The following is a 17,390-nucleotide window of genomic DNA, read 5'->3' on the forward strand; positions in this document are numbered from 1 at the left end:
TTCCTTGACTGCCGTTGTTTTCGCGGGGGGCGCAGTGTAACCCGCCGCGGCGTTGGGGCACTATATATAGGGCTCGCCAGGCTTTCAAGCACTAGATGTAGTGGTTTCCTTGGGGGTGGCCTGTTCACCACCTGTGGATTTCCTGTTCGCAACCGGCAGGCGGCCGCGCCTGCTCCTGCATGCGCGCGCCGCGCCTGGCTTGCGACTCAGGCGAGCGTGCCCGGCGGGAAGAAGGCGGCGGGCCAGCCGACCTGGCGTTGCAGCATCGACCATGCAAATTGCGCGCCCGGATCACGCTTGCGGCCGGGCGCGATGTGCTCGTGCCCGGCGACGTGCGCCACCGGGTAGCGTTGCGCGAGGGCACGGCAAAGCCGCGAAAGCGTGTCGTACTGCACGGCCTCGAAGGCCTGGTCCTCCAGGCCCTCGAGTTCGATCCCGACAGAATCGTCGTTGCAGTTGTCGCGCCCGCGCCACGACGAGGCCCCGGCGTGCCAGGCGCGGTCGTCGCAGCTGACGAACTGCCACAGGCTGCCGTCGCGCCGCAGGTAGAAGTGCGAGGACACGCGCAGGCCCTCGATGGACTTGAAATAGGGGTGCGCGTCCCAGTCCAGGGTGTTGGTGAAGAGCCGCTGCACGTGGTCGCCGCCGTACTCGCCGGGCGGCAGGCTGATCGAATGGATGACCACCAGGTCCACCACCGCGCCGGGCGGCCGCGGCCCGAAGTTCGGCGACTCCAGGCGCCGCGCGCCGGTGTACCAGCCGCCCTGCCAGGCGGCCTCAGGCCTCGTCATTCGACTCGTCGCCCGGCGCGGCGATGGCCAGCCGGGCGATGCGGTAGCGGATCTGGCGCAGCGACAGGCCGAGGCGGCGCGCCGCTTCGGTGCGGTTGAAGCCGCTTTCGCGCAGCGCCTGCACCAGGATCTCGCGCTCCTGCTGGTCCAGCCAGGCCTGCAGGTCGCTCGGCAGCGCGCCGGGCGCCAGGGGTGCCGGGGCGGTCGTCACCACGGGCAGTTCCGCGCCCAGCGCCAGCGCCGAGGTGGGCGCGAAATCGACCTGCAGCGCGTCGCCGTCGGACAGCGCGACCGCCCGGTGCAGCAGGTTCTCCAGCTCGCGCACGTTGCCGCTGAGGGGGTGCGAGAGCAGCTGCCCGATGACCGCCTCGGACAGGTCGGGCACGGGCATGCCGGTTTCCTGGGTGATGCGGTCCAGCAGGGCCTCGCACAGGGCGGGCAGGTCCTCGCGCCGCTCGCGCAGCGGCGGCACCACGATCTCGATCACGTTGAGCCGGTAGAACAGGTCCTGCCGGAAGCGCCCGGCCTGCACGTCGGCGGCCAGGTCCTTGTGGGTGGCGCTCACGATGCGCACGTCCACCGCGTCTTCCTGGGTGGAGCCCAGCGAGCGCACCTGGCGCTCCTGGATGGCGCGCAGCAGCTTGGACTGCATGGGCAGGGGCAGGTCGCCGATCTCGTCGAGGAAGAGGGTGCCGCCCTGGGCGGCCTGGAAATAGCCCTGCCGGTCGGCCGTGGCGCCGGTGTAGGAGCCCTTGCGGGCGCCGAAGAATTCGGCCTCCAGCAGGGACTCGGGGATGGCGCCGCAGTTGACGGCCACGAAGGGCCCGTCGGCGCGGTGGCTGCAGGCATGGATGGCCCGCGCCACCAGCTCCTTGCCGGTGCCGGACTCGCCGCGCACCAGCACGGGCGCCATGCTGCGCGCGACCTTGCCGATGCGCTCCTTGACCTGGCGCATCGCGGCCGACTCGCCCACCAGGCGCGCCAGCGCGGCGCCCGGCGCCGGCGCCTCGGCCTGCGGCGCGCCCGCGCGCGGGGCGCTGCGCGAGCGGCTGCGCGGGGCGCCGTCCTGGATGGCGGAGGCCACCACGGTGCGGAACTGCTTGAGGTCCACCGGCTTGGTGAGGTAGTCGAAGGCGCCCGACTTGAGCGCCTCCACCGCGTTCTCGGCCGAGCCGTAGGCCGTCATGACGATACAGCGCTCGCTGCGCTGCTGCGAGGCCATGCGCTGCAGCAGGTCCAGGCCGCTGCCGTCGGGCAGGCGCATGTCGGTGATGACGGCGTCGAAGCGGCGCTCCTGCAACAGGGCGGCGGCTTCGGCGACGGTGCCGGCCGCATCCACGCGATAGCCTTCGCGCAGCAGCGTCAGTTCGTAGAGGGTGCGCAGGTCGGGCTCGTCGTCGACGACGAGCACCTGGGCGGCATGCAGGGGCGGCGGGCTCACGCGGCTATTTTGTCAAAGCCCGCGGTGCCTGCCTGCGGCGCCTGCGCAACGGCGAGCTTGAGCGAGAACTGGTTGCCCTCGCGCAGCAGCCCGGCGGCGCCCCCCAAGCAGCGCTGGTAGGCGATCTGCGCCCCGTGCCGCTCGCACAGCTCGCGGCAGATGAACAGGCCCAGGCCGCTGGAGCGGCTCTCGGAGGTGAAGAAAGGCTCGAACAGGTGCTGCTCCACGCTGGGCTCCAGCGGCGCGCCGTCGCTCCAGACCTGCAGCGCGGCCCCGCCCTCGGCGGCGCGCGTCACCACGCGGATCGAATCGGGCGCCTGGCCGGCGTAGCGTGCGGCGTTGTCCAGCAGGTTGACCAGCACCCGCCGCAGGTGGTCGCCGTCGAAGCGCACCCACAGGGCCGGGGCACCGGCCTCGACGTGCACGCGCGCGCTGTTGCGCGTCTGGGCCGACCAGTCGGCGCAGGCGGCGCCCACCGCCGCGTCCAGCGCCAGCACGGCCCCGCCGCCGCTGCCCGGGCGGGCGCGGGAGAGGTCCAGGATCTCGTCCACGATCTGGGCCAGGCGCTGCGCGTTCTTGCGCACCAGGCCGCTGAGCTGGCGCAGGGCCGGGTCCTTCAGGTCCTCGTCCATCAGGGCGTTGGCCTGGGCGATCGCCGCCAGCGGGTTGCGGATCTCGTGCGCCACGGCCGCCGACATGCGGCCCATCGCCGCCAGTTTCTCGGTGCGCAGCCGCGCCTCCATCTCGCGCAGGTCCTGCAGGAAGATCACGCACAGGCTGTGGCTGCCCGGCTGGCCCTGGGCCGTCAGTCGGGTGCGGGCCTGGACCCGGCGCGTGCCCACGCGCGGCTCCTCCAGCGCCAGTTCGGCCGACTGCGGGGTGCCATGGGTGAAGCTCTGCATGGACAGGGCGAACAAGGGCTTCCAGGACGGACGGCCGGTGAGGGAGAAGTTGCCCTGGAACTGGCCCATGCCCAGCAGCTGGCGGGCGGCCGGGTTGGCGGTGTTCACGCGGCCCGCGCCGTCCACCACCAGCACGCCTTCGGAGAGCGCCTCGATCACCAGCGCGTTCACCTGCGCCTGCATGCGCGCGGCCTGGCGCTCCACGCGGGCCGCGCTTTCCTCGCGCGCCAGCCGGGCCGCCATCTGGTTGACCAGGAAGGCCAGCGCGAAATAGCCGGCGCCGGTGAGCGCGGCCTGCAGGAAGGGCCCGGCCTCGCCGCCGCCGTGCAGGGCCAGCACCCAGGCATCGGCCAGCAGCAGCAGGGTCACGCCGGCCGCGGTGCCCAGCGCCAGCAGGGCCGAGCCCATGGCCGAGGCCGTCAGCACCGGCAGCGCGAACAGCGGCGAGAAATTGATGCCCGCCGCCTGCAGGAACTGCAGCACGGCGAAGGCGATGAGGTCCACCCCGATGGTGGAGACCCACTGCGGATCGAAGTCGCGGCCCGGCGACCGCGGCCGCAGGTACAGCCGCACCGCGAGGGCGGCGGCGAGGTAGGCCGCGCACAGCGCCACCAGCCACCGGCTGACCCCCAGCGCCGGCGCCAGGGTGTGCAGCACGCCCAGCACCAGGGCCAGCACCAGCGCGATCATGACGCGGGCGGTCATGAAGCCGCGCCACATCCTGGCGAAGGTCGAGTCCTGGCTCAGCGGGTCGTCGGCGGCAGCCAGGCCGGGCAGCGGCGTGGGCAGGGGCGGAGCGGCCAACTCAGCCCCCGCCGCGCGCGCGATGCTCTTCGCAGCAGTAGAACTGGCCCGCCGGCCCCGGCAGGGCTTCGGAGCGCGGCAGGTGCAGGCCGCAGGCCGGGCAGGCCACCATGGCCTGCGGCACGGCGGGCGTCGCGCCCGGGGCCGGGCCGCCGCGGGGGGCGGCGGTGCGCGAGCCGCGGGCCAGCCACAGCACCGTCATCACCACCGCGAAGAGGACCAGGTACTTCATGGTCGAGCCCCCTTCACTCCATGCGCCGCAGGATCACTTCGAGCACGAAGCGAGAGCCGGCGTAGGCCAGCAGCAGCAGCAGCGAGCCGATGTAGAGCACGCGCACCGCCTTGCGGCCACGCCAGCCGAAGCGGTAGCGCCCCAGCAGCAGTCCGGCGAAGACGACCCAGGACAGCACGGAGAACACCGTCTTGTGGTCCCAGCGCGCGGGCTGGCCGTAGAGCCGCTCGCTGAACAGCAGGCCGGCCACCAGCGTCAGCGAGAGCAGCACGAAGCCGGCCCCGGCGAAGCGGAAGGTCAGGCGCTCCAGGGTGAGCAGCGGCAGCCCGGCCTGGGGCGTGGCGGCCGTGCGCATGGAGTGCTCCACGCGCATCATCAGCCAGGCGTGCAGCGCGGCCGCCGCGAACAGCCCGTACGAGGCGATGCCCAGGGCCCAGTGCAGCGGCAGCCAGGGCGAGACCGACACGTGCAGCGGCGCCCCCGGGAACGCGGCGGCCAGCAGCACCGTCGCCATGCCCAGGCCGGCCAGGGCCCAGCGCGCCTGCAGCTGGGGGAAAAGCTGGGTCTCGACGGCATAGACGGTGAGCACCAGCCAGGCCGTCACCGAGAGGGCGGGCGCGAAGCCGAAGTGCGGCGTCTCGCCCAGCAGGCCCCAGGCGATGGCCAGCGCGTGCACCCCCCAGCCCACCTTCAGGGCGCGCCGGGCTGCCGGCTCGGACAGGCGGCGCGCACCCGCCGCGGGCACCGCGTAGGCAGCCGCCGCCGCGACCGACAGGGCCATGGCAGCGGGGGAGGCACTGGCTAGAATCATGGCCAGAGTTTAGCCGTGCCCCCCGCGGCGCCCGCGATGCAAGGAATCCCCCTTGCGCGGCTCCACCTTCCCCACCCCTATGGCCTCCGCCCTCACCGACAAGCTTTCGCGCCTCGCCAAGGAACTCCGTGGCCAGGCCCGCATCACCGAAGCCAACGTCCAGGACATGCTGCGCGAGGTGCGCATGGCGCTGCTGGAAGCGGACGTGGCCCTGCCGGTGGTGCGCGATTTCATCGCCCGGGTGAAGGAGAAGGCGCTGGGCCAGGAAGTGCTGGGCTCGCTCTCGCCAGGCCAGGCGCTGGTGGGCATCGTGCACAAGGAGATCGCCGCCACCATGGGCGAGGGCATCTCCGACATCAACCTGCAGGCCCAGCCGCCGGCGGTGATCCTGATGGCCGGCCTGCAGGGCGCCGGCAAGACCACCACCACCGCCAAGCTCGCCAAGCTGCTGATCGAGAAGCGCAAGAAGAAGGTGCTGACCGTCTCCGGCGACGTGTACCGCCCGGCCGCCATCGAGCAGCTGAAGACGGTGACCCAGCAGGCCGGCGCCGAGTGGTTCCCCAGCTCGCCCGACCAGAAGCCGCTGGACATCGCCCGCGCCGCACTCGATTTCGCGCGCAAGCAGTATTTCGACGTGCTGCTGGTGGACACGGCCGGCCGCCTCGCCATCGACGAGGCGCTGATGAACGAGATCAAGGAACTGCACCGCGAGCTCAAGCCGGTGGAGACCCTGTTCGTGGTCGACGCCATGCAGGGCCAAGACGCGGTCAACACCGCCAAGGCCTTCAAGGAAGCGCTGCCGCTCACCGGCATCGTGCTCACCAAGATGGACGGCGACTCGCGCGGCGGCGCGGCGCTCTCGGTGCGCCAGGTCACGGGCGCGCCCATCAAGTTCGCCGGCGTGAGCGAGAAGATCGACGGCCTGGAGGTCTTCGACGCCGAGCGCCATGCCGGCCGCATCCTGGGCATGGGCGACATCGTCGCCCTGGTCGAGCAGGTCACCGCCGGCGTGGACATGGAGGCTGCCCAGAAGCTGGCCGCCAAGGTCAAGAGCGGCGAGGGCTTCGACCTCAACGACTTCCTGGCCCAGATCCAGCAGATGAAGCAGATGGGCGGGCTCTCCAGCCTGATGGACAAGCTGCCCAGCCACCTCACCGCCAAGGCCGGCCAGGTCGACATGGACAAGGCCGAGCGCGACATCCGCCGCAAGGAAGGCATCATCTGCAGCATGACGGCCCTGGAGCGCCGCAAGCCCGAGCTGATCAAGGCCACCCGCAAGCGCCGCATCGCCGCCGGCGCCGGCGTGCAGGTCCAGGAAGTGAACCGCCTGCTCAATGAGTTCGAGCAGATGCAGACCATGATGAAGAAGATGAAGGGCGGCGGCCTGATGAAGATGATGAAGCGCATGGGTGGCATGGCCGGCAAGGGCGGCGGCATGCCCAAGCTGCCCTTCTGAGGACCCCCGTCCCGGCGCGCTTCAGGCCGGGTGCTGGCGCCGCCAGCGCCAGTGCGCGGCCGCCAGCGTGAGCGCGAACAGCGCGAGCGCCGCCGCGTTGGCCAACGCCCCCTGGCTGCGCGCCGCCGCCGAGCCCAGCGGGCCGGCCAGCCGCCAGGCCAGCCCCGCGTGCAGCAGCCCCCAGGGCAGGTAGAAGCCGGGCCCGAAGGCCACCTTCAGCCGCGCCACCGCGGGCAGGATCACCGGCGCGTGGGCCAGCACCATGCTCACCAGGAAGCCCAGGCCCAGCGCATGCAGGGCCGCGTCGCGCCAGGCCAGGCTGCCCGCGCTCCACAAGGCCCAGGCGGTGCCGCCCACCGCCAGCCAGGCGTAGCCGGCCAGCAGGCACAGCGCCATGTAGCGCGGCAGGCCCGCGGCGCGCACGGTGCGCCGGGCGACGTCGTGGCGCAGCAGCCAGCCGGCCAGCGCCACCAGGGCGGCCCCGAAGGCGATGCCGGCGCGCCCGTCCACCAGCGTGCCGCCGGCCCCTGCGAGCAGCACCGCCACCAGCGCGGCCAGCGCGCCCAGGGCGCCGGCGCGGCGGCGCGTGAGCCGGGTCATCTCCAGGCGTTCCGCGGTCACCGTGAGCACCAGGAAGCTGAACCAGAAGGCGAGCGCGGCGGTGTCGCCGGGCTGCAGGGCCTGCACCAGGTTGCCGGCCAGCCAGGCGAGCGCGCCCACGCCGAGCAGCGCGATGTGCGGCACCCGCTCGCGCGCCAGCAGGCCGGCATGCACGGCCACGCAGGCGCAGCTGCCCAGCACCAGCAGCAGGGCGCCGCCCCAGGCCCAGCCCGCCGCCAGCGCGAGGCCCCCGGCGAGGGCCGCGGCCGGCACCGCCCAGGCCAGCGGCCGGCGCAGGGCCACGGCCCGTTCCAGCCCGATCACGGCGCCGAAGAACACGCTGGCCATCAGCATGCCGTGCGAGACAGCGGCCCGCGCCGCGAGCCCACCCTGCGCCAGCCCGACCCCCGCGCGCAGCAGCCCGCCGAACACGCCGAGCACCAGCAGCAGCGGGACTGCGGCCGCCAGCAGCACGCCGGCGGCGGGGCGCCGCGGACGGGCCGCACGCAGGGGCGGACTCACCAGCCCATGAAGGCCTTGGCCCGCGTGCTCATGCGATCGGGCGTCCATGCCGGCTCCCAGACTCGTTCCACATGGATGCGCCAGCCCGCGGGCAACCGCGTGTCCAGGGCGTCCTCGATGTCACCGACGATGACGTCGCTCGCCGGACAGGCGGCCGAGGTCATGGTGACCTCCACGTCGACGCGGTCGTGCGCGCAGCGCACCCCGACAACCAGCCCCACGTCGACGATGTTCAGCGCCACCTCGGGATCGACCACGCTGCGCAGGGCCGCGTCCACGGGCTCGCGCAGGGCCTCGGGGCCTTCGAAGGGGTAGCGTTCGGTGTCCACGGCTTGAAGATGCAGATGATCTGCTTCTTATCATCCGTGTGCGCGCGGGGCGGGGCTTGATGCACATCAAGCCCGGGCACCGCATGCCGGGGGATCGCCCGCCGCAGCAGCCCGGAGGCTTCGCCCGGGGCCGCTCCGCGCGGGCCTCAGTTCACCAGGCCGCCGAAAGTGGTGCGGATGCGCTCGTTCAGCAGGGGCACCACGTTCTTCAGGCCCTGCACGCCGTCGGTCATCAGCATGTCGCGGTACGGCCAGAGCAGGTCGCCCACGATCAGCAGCACCACCACCCAGACCAGGCGGCGAAGCCAGGGCCAGGACCGGTTCTGCTGCGGCAGTTCCACCGGCCGGGGCGTGGCCACGGGCTTGCCCGGGGTGTCCACCGTCACCTTCCAGACCACGATGGGCTCGGCGATGTTCTTGAAGGTCTGCGGGCCCATGCGCTCGGCCTTCATCTGCACCTTGCCCCGCACCGTGTCGTACACGATCTGGCTGATGGCGACCCCGCCATGCGGCGCCTTGGGTTCCAGGCGGGCGGCGATGTTCACGCCGTCGCCAGCCATGTGGCCGCCGATCACGCGGTAGACGTCGCCGATGTGGATGCCGATGCGGTGCTGCAGCCCCTTGCCGTTGGGCAGCTTGCCGTTGCGCTCGGCGAACTCGGTCTGCATCTCGAGGGCGAACTTCATGGCCGCGACGGCGCCGTCGAAGCTCAGCATCATGCCGTCGCCCATGGTGTTGAGCACCTCGCCGCCATGCTTGGCGCACAACTCGCGCATGCGCGTGAAGTCGGCATGCACGGCGGCAATGGTGGCTTCCTCGTTCTCGCCCATGCGCTTGGAGTAGCCCACCACGTCGGTGAAGACCATGGCCGCCAGGCGTGCACGTTCGCCCGCCTCGGGCGTGCCGGAGGTCACCACGCCGAAGACCGAGGAGCCGAAATCGCTCGCCGGCGCGTCCGTGGTCGGCGAGTCCTCCGGCGGCTGCAGTTCCTGGTTCATGGACGTTCTCCGGTCAAGCGTCTTCGATTCCTGCCCCGCATCCCGGTTGACGGGAAGCACACCATCATCTGTCACTCCTCGCGCCCGCGCGGGGCCCAACCTGCCGCAAATTGTTAATTGGAGTTACGAATTCTTGCGGCCCGTGGACGGTACCCGGCCGCCCGCCCCCTTGTCAATAATTGCGCAGCGGCGAGAACAAGTTCACGGGATGCCGCCAAAAGGCGCTTGACAAACCGGTTTTCTAGCGGGCAGCCGCAGCCACCGGGCCCAGGACGTCCGCGGCGGGCCGGCGCAGCAGGCTGCGCAGCAGGGCCGGCTCGAACTGGCGTTGCACCGTGATGGCGTAGAAGTGTTCGTGCAGGTCGGGCACCACCGCGTGCTCCACCAGCTTGCCCGCGCGCAGTTCGTCCTGCACGACCACGGTGGGCAGCACGGCCAGGCATTCGGCGTCGCGCGCGAGCAGGCGCAGCATGGCCATGTCGTCGGCCTCGGCCCGCAGCCGGTAGCGCACGCCCCATTGCTCGCACAGCAGGTCGAAGGCGGCCCGCATGTCGCTGTCGCGGCCGGGCAGGACCAGGGGCGTCTCGGCCAGCGCCTGCGGGAAGCGAAAGGCGGTGCGCTGCCGCCGCGGCTTGCCCACCACGCTGACCGGCTGGCGCGCCAGCAGCCGGCAGCGCCAGGGGTCGTCCGCCCCCGGCACCACGCGGCGGTTGGACAGCACCAGGTCCAGCAGGTGCAGGCGCAGGCGCGGCAGCAGTTCGCCCAGGCCGCCGGACTGCAGCACCAGGGTGACGTCGTCGCGGCCCAGGAGCGGCCGCAGGAAGTTCTCCTGGAAGTTGCGCGAGAGCGTGGCCACGGCGCCCACCCGCAGCACCTCCGTCTCCTGGCGTTCGCCCCCGGCCAGCACCGCCAGCATCTCGTTGCCGGTGGCGAAGATGGTCTCGGCGTAGCCCAGCGCCAGCCGGCCGGCCTCGGTGAGTTCCAGGCTGCGGCCGCGCCGCTCGAACAGGGGCTGGCCCAGTTCCTCCTCGAGCTGCTTGATCTGGCTGGACAGCGCCGACTGGGAGACGTGCAGCCGCGCCGCGGCCCGCGTGAGGTGCCCCTCGCGCGCCACCGCCCAGAAATAGTGCAGGTGATGGAAGTTGAGGCGGGCCATGGCGTGTCGGTTCTGTTTTAGCGAACGTTTCCTTAAGAACAATGAATTTTACTTAAGAGCCGTGTTTGCGCACAGTACGGCCCATGGATTTGACTGCCCTCTTTCCCCTGCCTGCGCTCGCGCCGGCCACGTCCCAGGCGGCCGCGGCGGCGCTGGCCGCGGCCGCCCTCGCCCCGATCGCCATGGGCCTGGCCGCCCTGGCCTGCGGCCACCACCGCCCTGCGGCCTCGTGCTGGGCGCTGCTGCGCGCCGCCTCCACGCTCGCGCTGGCCGCCGCCGCCACCACGCTCGCCCTCGTGATCGGCACCGGCCCCGCGCGGCAGCCCTGGCTGCGCGCGGACCTGCCCGGCGCCCTGGTGCTGCTGCTGGTGGCCTTCATCGGCTGGGTGATCGTTCGCTACTCGGCCACGGCCCTGCAGGGCGAGCCCCGGCAGCCGCACTACGCGCGCTGGCTGGGTGCCACCGTGGCGGGCGCGACCACGGTGCTGGTCACCAACCACCTCGCCCTGCTGGCGCTGGCCTGGTGGTTCACCAGTTTCTCGCTGCACCGGCTGCTGCGCTTCTACGCCGAACGGCCGGCGGCACGCATCGCCGCGCACAAGAAGTTCCTGATGGCGCGCGCCGCCGACACCTGCCTGGCGCTGGCCTGCGTGCTGCTGGCCGTGCAGGCCGGCACCCTGCAGATCGATGCGCTGGGGGCCTGGGCCGGGCAACAGGCCCGGCTGCCCGCGGCGGTGCAGGCGGCCCTGCTGCTGGTGGCCCTGGCCGCGGCGCTCAAGTGCGCGCAGCTGCCCTTCCACGGCTGGCTGATCCAGGTGATGGAGGCCCCCACGCCGGTCTCGGCCCTGCTGCATGCGGGCGTGGTCAACCTGGGCGGCTTCGTGCTGCTGCGGCTGGCGCCGCTGGTGGAGCACTCGCTGCCCGCGCAGGCGCTGCTGGTCTGCGCCGGCACCGCCAGCGCCGTGCTCGCCGCGCTGGTGATGACCACGCGCATCAGCGTCAAGGTGGCGCTCGCCTGGTCCACCTGCGCGCAGATGGGCTTCATGCTGCTGCAGTGCGGCCTGGGCCTGTGGGAGATGGCGCTGCTGCACCTGGTGGCGCACTCGCTGTACAAGGCGCACGCCTTCCTGACCGCCGGCGAGACGGTGCAGCAGGCGCGCATCGCGCGCCTGCTGCCGCGGCCCACGCCGGCGCCCGCATCGCTGGTGCTGGCCACCGCGGGCGGGCTGGCGCTGGTGGTGCTGGCCGCGACGGCCTGGGGTGTGCTGCCCCACGCGCAGCCCGCGCTGCTGGTGATGGCGGGCATCGTGGCCTTCGCGCTGGCGCCCCTGCTCGCCGGCGACGGCGCCTTCGCGCCGCTGCGCGCCTGGGCGCTGGCCATGGGCGTCGCGGCCCTGTACTTCGGCCTGCATGCCGCCTCCGCGCGCTGGCTGGTGCCGGGCACGGGCTTCAGTTCCACGCTGTGGTGGATCCCCGCGCTCGGCTTCCTGGGCCTGGCCGGCGTGCAGGCCGCGCTGGCCCAGCCGCGCCAGGCGCTCGCGCGCAGGCTGCATCCCGGCTTCTACGGCGGGCTGTTCCTGGACGAAGCCCTGGCGCGCCTGCTGTTCCGCCTTTCGCCGCCCCCCAGCCACTGAACCCGGAGACACGTCGCCATGCACCTTCACGAATCCGACCGGGTCGCGCGCACCGCGGCCATCGCCGACGCCGTCGAGACCGCCTGCGCCTGCATCGCCCCCACCTGGCCGCTGGACCAGATGATCGCCGTCAACCCCTGGTGGGGCTGGGTGGACCGCCCCATGGCGGAAGCCGGCGCCTGGCTGGGCACGCTGACCGGGACGCGGCTGGCCATCCCGCTGGCACAGGTGCGCGAGGCCTGGAAGACCGGCGGCCTGCGCAGGGACGACCTGGAGGCCGCCTGCAGGCTCGCGGGCGGCGAGGATGCGTCAGCGCCCGCCCGGGCCGCCGACCGGCTCGCGGCCAGGCTGCAGTCGGCCGACAGCGGCGAGGCGCCCACGCGCCTGCCGCTGCTGGCCGACCTCGCGCCGCGCGGGCCGGTGCATGACGCCCAGCCGGCGCGCGAGGCTGCGCTGCACCAGGCGAGCCAGCATTGCGCGGCCTTCTTCGACGAAGCGCAGGGCAGCTGGCACCCGGCACGCGAGCAGGGCCTGTGGGTCAGCTGGAAGCAGGCCCTGGCGCAGGACCGCGGCATCCACTGGCAGCGCGGCCGCGGCTGGCTGCACGACACCCTGGCGGCCTGGCCCGCCAGCCCGCTGGAGGCGATCGAACTCGGGCTCGCGCAGCTGCCGCTGCCGCCCACGGCCGCGCCGGCCTACCTGAGCGCGCTGCTTCTGGACGTGGGCGGATGGGCCGCCTGGTGCGCCGGGCGCCGCTGGCAGGCCCGCCTGGCCCAGGGCGAGGACGGCACCCTGGTGGAGCTGCTCGCGATCCGGCTCGCCTGGGACGTGCTGCTGGCGCAGGACCAGGACGTCCTGGCCGCGCAGGCCGGCTGGGCGGCGGCCTGGGCCGGGCATGAGACTGCGGTGCGGGCCCTGGCGCGCCGCCAGCACGACGACTGGCTGCTGCAGCTGGCGATGGACCTGGCCTACCAGCGCCCGCTGGCGCGGCAGCTGGCGGGGCGCGGAACCGGCAACACGGGCGCGCCAGCGGCCGCGAAGGCCGATGGGACACCGGACGGGGCCCTCGCGCCCACGGCCCAGGCCGTGTTCTGCATCGACGTGCGCTCCGAGGTGTTCCGCCGCGCGCTGGAACAGGTGGCGCCGCAGGTGCACACGCGGGGCTTCGCCGGCTTCTTCGGCCTGCCCATCGCCTACGCGCCGGCCGGCACCGAGGCCCGCCAGCCGCAGCTGCCCGGCCTGCTGGCACCCGCCCTGGTGGCCAGCGAGGACGGTGCGGCCCTGGGCCAGCAGCTGCTGCAGCGCCGGCGCGAAGCCCTGCGCTGGCGCACCCTGCGGGACCGCTGGCGCACGGCGCCCGGCTCCGGTTTCAGCTTCGTGGAAACCTGCGGCCTGCCCTACGCGGCCAAGCTGCTGCGGCGCTCGCTGCCTGGCACGGCCGGCGCCGCCCGGGTCGAGACCGTCGGCCTGGCGGGTGCGGACGCGAGCGCGACGCCCCGCCTGCCGGAAGCGTTCAGCGCCAGCGAGGCCGGCGCGGAGCTCGCGGCCGGCATCCTGCGCGCCATGGGCCTCACCGCCGGGTTCGCGCCCCTGGTGCTGATCGCGGGGCACGGCAGCCAGAGCGCCAACAATCCGCAGGCGGCCGGGCTGGACTGCGGCGCCTGCGGCGGCCAGACCGGCGAGGTGAACGCCCGCGTGCTGGCCAGCCTGCTGAACGACCGGGCGGTGCGCACCGGGCTCGCGGCGCGCGGCATCGCCATCCCCGACACCACGCACTTCCTGCCCGCCCTGCACAACACGACCACCGACGAGGTGCAGGTGTTCGACCAGCACTGGGTGCCGGCGCATGCCCGCGACGCGATGGACGGCCTGTGCGCCCAGCTCGCCGCCGCGGGCGAGCGGGCGCGGGCGGAGCGGGCGCCCGCGCTGGGGGCCGCTGCGCAGCCCGCAGCGGGGCTGACCCGCTGGCTGCGCCAGCGCGCGAGCGACTGGTCGCAGACCCGCCCGGAGTGGGGCCTGGCCAACAACGCGTCCTTCATCGTCGCGCCGCGCGAGCGCACCCGCGGCCTGCCGCTGCACGGCCGCGCCTTCCTGCACGACTACGACTGGCGCAGCGACAGCGACCTGTCGGTGCTCACACTCATCATGACGGCGCCGCTGGTGGTCACGCACTGGATCAACATGCAGTACCACGCCTCCACGGTGGACAACGCGCGCTGGGGCAGCGGCAACAAGCTGCTGCACAACGTGGTGGGCGGGCGCATCGGCGTCTTCGAGGGCAACGGCGGCGACCTGCGCATCGGCCTGGCCCGGCAGTCGCTGCACGACGGCACGCGCTGGATGCACACGCCCCTGCGCCTGTCGGCCTTCATCGAGGCCCCCACCGACGCGATGGACACGGTGCTGCGGCAGCACCCCGAGGTCAGGCGCCTGGTGGCGGGCGGCTGGCTGCACCTGCTGTGCATCCCGCCCGGCGGCGGCGAGGTGCTGCGCTGGACGCGGGCGGGCTGGCAGCCCTGCGAGGGCGACCCCTTGCACGAGCGGGCCGCGGACGCGCTGGCGGCCTGACAAGCACCCCCTGCGCGACGGCACCGGGGCCTGCCAGCCCCGCGTGCCCCGAGGGCCTGGAGGGTTCAGCCGCCCAGCACGTCCAGCAGCGTGCGGGCCACCACCCGGGTTGCGCGGCGCAGGTCCTCCAGCTGCAGGTGCTCGTCGGCGCGCTTGGCGTTCGATTCCAGCACCGTGCGGGGGCCGGCGCCGTAGAGCACGGCCGGTACGCCCTGCGCGCTGTAGAGCCGCACGTCGGTGTACAGCGGCGTGCCGCAGACCGGGATGTCCTCGCCGAAGACGGCCTTGGCATGCCGCTGCAGCCCGGCCACCAGCGCCTCGTTGCCGGGCAGGGGCTTGAGCGACTGGGCCAGCAGCAGGCGGCGGATCTCCAGGCGGATGCCGGGGCTGTCGCGCAACGCCCCGGCGAGCAGGGCGCGAACCTCGGCCTCCACCACCTCTGCGTCCTCCTCGGGGATCATCCGGCGGTCGATCTTCAGCACCACCTTGCCGGGCACCACGTTGGTGTTGCTGCCGCCCTCGATGCGGCCCACGTTGAGGTAGGGGTGCGTGATGCCCGCGACCTGCGAGCGGCGCTGGCGCAGCACGCCGTCGTTGTGCGCGTAGATCGCCGTGAGCACGCGGTTGGCCGCCTGCAACGCGTCCACCCCCGTGTCCGGGTAGGCCGCATGCGAGGCGGTGCCGTGCAGCGTCACTTCCATCTGCAGGCAGCCGTTGTGCGCGTTCACCACCTGGTAGCTGAAGCCGGCGGCGATGAGCAGGTCCGGCCGGGTGAGCCCCTGGCGCAGCAGCCAGCCCGGGCCCAGTTCGCCGCCGAACTCCTCGTCGTAGGTGAAGTGCAGCTCCACCCCACCGCGCAGCCGGCCGGGCCGGGCCGCGGCCAGGGCATTGAGCGCGCGCAGCGCGAAGGTGTAGGTGCCGAAGTCGCCCTTGGACACCGCCGTGGCGCGGCCGTACAGGGCGCCGCCGTCGACCTCGGCGCCGTAGGGATCGTGCGTCCAGCCCTCGCCGGGGGGGACCACGTCGCCATGCGCGTTCAGCGCCACCACCGGGCCGGGCGGACCGAAAGGGTTGCGCACGATGAGGTTGGTGATGGACACCATGCCAGCGGCCTGGACCTCGGCCGCCGGCACGGCGTGGCGCTCCACCGGCAGGCCCATGGCCTCCAGCAGCGCAGCCGCCGTGTCCGCGTGCGGCGCGTTGTTGCCGGGCGGCGTGTCGGTGGGCACGCGCACCAGCTGCTGCACGAAGCGCAGCTCGTCGTCGAAGTGCTGGTCGATCCAGCGGTCCAGGAAATCGTAGGCGTCTTGCGCGGCGGGAGCGGTCATGCGGGGGTGTCCTGGGCAAGCTGCGCGAGCAGGTGCTCGAAGGCGGCGACGGCCAGCTGCGCGTCGTCGGCGGTGATGGATTCCAGCGGGTTGTGGCTGATGCCCGCGTTCAGGCCGCGCACGAACAGCATGGCCTGCGGCATGATTTCGTGCAGCTTCATGGCGTCGTGGCCCGCGCCGCTGGGCATGCGGAACACCGGCAGCCCCAGGGCCTGCACGGCGTTCTCCCAGCGGGCCTGCCAGGCCGGGTCGCTGGGCGCGGCAGCGGCGCGCAGCGTCTCCTCCAGCCGGTGGCGCAGGCCGCGCCGCTCGCAGATGCGGTCCAGCTCGGCGAGGATGTCGCGGGCGCAGGCATCGCGCGCGGCGTCGGTGGTGGCCCGCACGTCCAGGCTGAAACGACAGCGCCCCGGCACCACGTTGATGGAGCCCGAGGGCACCTCCAGGATGCCCATGGTGGCGACCACGTCGGGCTGCGCGGCAGCACGGCGCTCCGCGTACAGCGCCAGCTCGGCCGCGCCCAGGGCCGCGTCGCTGCGCTGGCCCATGGGCGTGGTGCCGGCGTGGCTGGCCATGCCGATGAACTCGCCCACGTAGCGCAGGCTCCCGTTGATGGAGGTGACCACGCCCAGCGGCAGGTCCAGCGCGTTGAGCACCGGCCCCTGCTCGATGTGCACCTCGACGAAGCCCAGGTAGCGGGCCGCGTCGCGCCGCACCGCGGGGATGTCCTCGATGACGAGGCCGGCCTGCTCCATCGCGCTGCGCAGGGTCACGCCGGCCGCGTCCTGCTGGGCCAGCCAGGCTGGGTTGAAGTCGCCCACCAGCGCGCCCGAACCCAGGAAGGTCGCCTTGTAGCGCTGCCCTTCCTCTTCCGCGAAGGCCACCACTTCGATGCCGAAGGGCAGGCGGCGGCCCGCGCGCGACAGGGCCTGCACGCAGGCCATGGGCACCAGGATGCCGAGCCGGCCGTCGTACTTGCCGCCGTTGCGCACGGTGTCGAAGTGCGAGCCGGTCAGCAGCCGCCGCGCACCGGGATCGCTCGCGTGGTAGACGCCCACCACGTTGCCGACGGCGTCGGTGCGCACCTCGTCGAAGCCGCACGCCTCCTTCATCCACCCGGCCAGCGTGCGCGCGCAGGCGCGGTGCGCGTCGGTGAGGTAGGTGACGGTGAGCTGCCCCGCCTCGGCGAACCCGGGGTCCGAGTGCACGGCCAGGGCCTCGGCCCAGTCCCAGACCTGGTTGCCGGCCTCGGGCCGCTCCCCGGTCTTTTCGACCAGGCGGACCTCGGCGATGCGGTGCACGTTGCGCAGGGCCTCGGCGAACTCGAAATCCGGGTGGTTGTCCAGCCGGCGGGCAAAGGTGGCGATGATCTCGGCCCGCGACAGGCCCTCGCCACGCGGCCCGCGCACGGCCAGGATGAAGGGAAAGCCGAAGCGGGCGTTGTAGTCGGCATTCAGGCGCTGCAGCTGCTCGAACTCCTGCGGCGTGCAGGCGGTGAGCCCGGCGCGGTCCTGCTCGCCGCTGGACTCGGCCGTCAGCGTGCGCGCCACCATGGCCTTGCCGGCGAGCTCGGGGTGGGCTCGCAGCAGGGCCAGCTGGCGGTCGCGGCCGGCCTCGCGAACGGCCACGGCGAGCGCGCGCTTCAGGCTGGCCAGGGTGGCGAAGGGGCGCGCCGCCCACGCCGCCTCGGCCACCCAGGGCGAATGTTCGTAGAGGCCGTCCAGCAACTGGATGAAGCGCGCCGGGCTGGCCTGGTTCAGTTCGGCGAGGGTGAGCGTGTCGGTCATGGTGCGGCTTGGCGTGGCGGTGCGATGGGGCGGT

14 protein-coding genes are annotated in these 17,390 nt (G+C 73.3%); 3 read left to right on the forward strand and 11 right to left on the reverse strand.

Annotation, left to right across the window (positions count from 1 at the left end; genetic code table 11):
- Positions 1-206: 206 nt before the first annotated feature.
- Genes ampD through IM725_RS02805 form a run of 5 tightly spaced genes read right to left on the reverse strand, consistent with a single transcriptional unit; the run spans position 207 to position 4,981 of the window.
- Complete coding sequence (ampD, locus tag IM725_RS02785) at positions 207-791, reverse strand: 1,6-anhydro-N-acetylmuramyl-L-alanine amidase AmpD (RefSeq protein WP_193779048.1); 585 nt, start codon at positions 789-791, stop codon at positions 207-209.
- Positions 778-2,232, reverse strand: a complete 1,455-nt coding sequence (locus tag IM725_RS02790; protein WP_287066985.1) for a sigma-54-dependent transcriptional regulator — start codon at positions 2,230-2,232, stop codon at positions 778-780. The genes ampD and IM725_RS02790 overlap by 14 nt, the downstream gene beginning before the upstream one ends.
- The gene (locus tag IM725_RS02795; protein WP_227753529.1) at positions 2,229-3,938 is read right to left on the reverse strand and encodes a sensor histidine kinase; all 1,710 of its coding nucleotides are present in this window, start codon (positions 3,936-3,938) and stop codon (positions 2,229-2,231) included. The genes IM725_RS02790 and IM725_RS02795 overlap by 4 nt, the downstream gene beginning before the upstream one ends.
- A 1-nt stretch (position 3,939) precedes the next feature.
- Positions 3,940-4,170, reverse strand: a complete 231-nt coding sequence (locus IM725_RS02800) for a PP0621 family protein (protein ID WP_193779049.1) — start codon at positions 4,168-4,170, stop codon at positions 3,940-3,942.
- A 13-nt stretch (positions 4,171-4,183) separates the two neighbouring features.
- Positions 4,184-4,981 carry a cytochrome C assembly family protein gene (locus IM725_RS02805; protein WP_193779050.1) on the reverse strand — a complete coding sequence of 266 codons (798 nt, stop codon included), beginning with the start codon at positions 4,979-4,981 and terminating at the stop codon, positions 4,184-4,186.
- 79 nt (positions 4,982-5,060) lie between these two features.
- On the opposite strand from IM725_RS02805, the gene ffh reads away from it, so the two are divergent.
- Positions 5,061-6,437, forward strand: a complete 1,377-nt coding sequence (ffh, locus tag IM725_RS02810; protein ID WP_193779051.1) for a signal recognition particle protein — start codon at positions 5,061-5,063, stop codon at positions 6,435-6,437.
- A 21-nt stretch (positions 6,438-6,458) separates the two neighbouring features.
- Here the strand turns inward: ffh and IM725_RS02815 are convergent, their stop codons facing one another.
- The 4 genes from IM725_RS02815 to IM725_RS02830 form a co-directional block, all read right to left on the reverse strand.
- Positions 6,459-7,559: a hypothetical protein gene (locus IM725_RS02815; RefSeq protein ID WP_287066991.1), complete on the reverse strand. Its 1,101-nt coding sequence runs from the start codon at positions 7,557-7,559 to the stop codon at positions 6,459-6,461.
- A complete protein-coding gene (locus IM725_RS02820; protein WP_287066993.1) occupies positions 7,556-7,888 on the reverse strand; it encodes a metal-sulfur cluster assembly factor in 333 nt (110 codons plus the stop codon). The genes IM725_RS02815 and IM725_RS02820 overlap by 4 nt, the downstream gene beginning before the upstream one ends.
- A gap of 146 nt (positions 7,889-8,034) precedes the next feature.
- A complete protein-coding gene (locus tag IM725_RS02825; RefSeq protein ID WP_193779052.1) occupies positions 8,035-8,886 on the reverse strand; it encodes an adenylate/guanylate cyclase domain-containing protein in 852 nt (283 codons plus the stop codon).
- A 241-nt stretch (positions 8,887-9,127) separates the two neighbouring features.
- Positions 9,128-10,042, reverse strand: coding sequence for a LysR family transcriptional regulator (locus IM725_RS02830; protein WP_193779053.1), 915 nt, complete (start codon positions 10,040-10,042; stop codon positions 9,128-9,130).
- Between the two features lie 83 nt (positions 10,043-10,125).
- On the opposite strand from IM725_RS02830, the gene IM725_RS02835 reads away from it, so the two are divergent.
- Positions 10,126-11,676 (forward strand): NADH-quinone oxidoreductase subunit L, encoded by a 1,551-nt coding sequence (locus tag IM725_RS02835; RefSeq protein WP_193779054.1) that lies wholly within the window; start codon positions 10,126-10,128, stop codon positions 11,674-11,676.
- An 18-nt stretch (positions 11,677-11,694) separates the two neighbouring features.
- Positions 11,695-14,244, forward strand: coding sequence for a YbcC family protein (locus IM725_RS02840; protein WP_193779055.1), 2,550 nt, complete (start codon positions 11,695-11,697; stop codon positions 14,242-14,244).
- Between the two features lie 65 nt (positions 14,245-14,309).
- Here IM725_RS02840 and IM725_RS02845 read toward each other — a convergent pair whose 3' ends face one another.
- On the reverse strand, positions 14,310-15,572 hold the full coding sequence (locus IM725_RS02845) for a M20/M25/M40 family metallo-hydrolase (RefSeq protein WP_193779056.1): 1,263 nt from the start codon (positions 15,570-15,572) through the stop codon (positions 14,310-14,312).
- On the reverse strand, positions 15,569-17,356 hold the full coding sequence (gene uraD / locus IM725_RS02850) for a 2-oxo-4-hydroxy-4-carboxy-5-ureidoimidazoline decarboxylase (RefSeq protein WP_193779057.1): 1,788 nt from the start codon (positions 17,354-17,356) through the stop codon (positions 15,569-15,571). Before uraD ends, IM725_RS02845 begins: the two co-directional genes overlap by 4 nt.
- Positions 17,357-17,390 lie beyond the last annotated feature (34 nt).

Origin of the sequence: Ramlibacter aquaticus, assembly GCF_015159745.1 — a bacterium.
Lineage (GTDB): Bacteria > Pseudomonadota > Gammaproteobacteria > Burkholderiales > Burkholderiaceae_C > Ramlibacter > Ramlibacter aquaticus.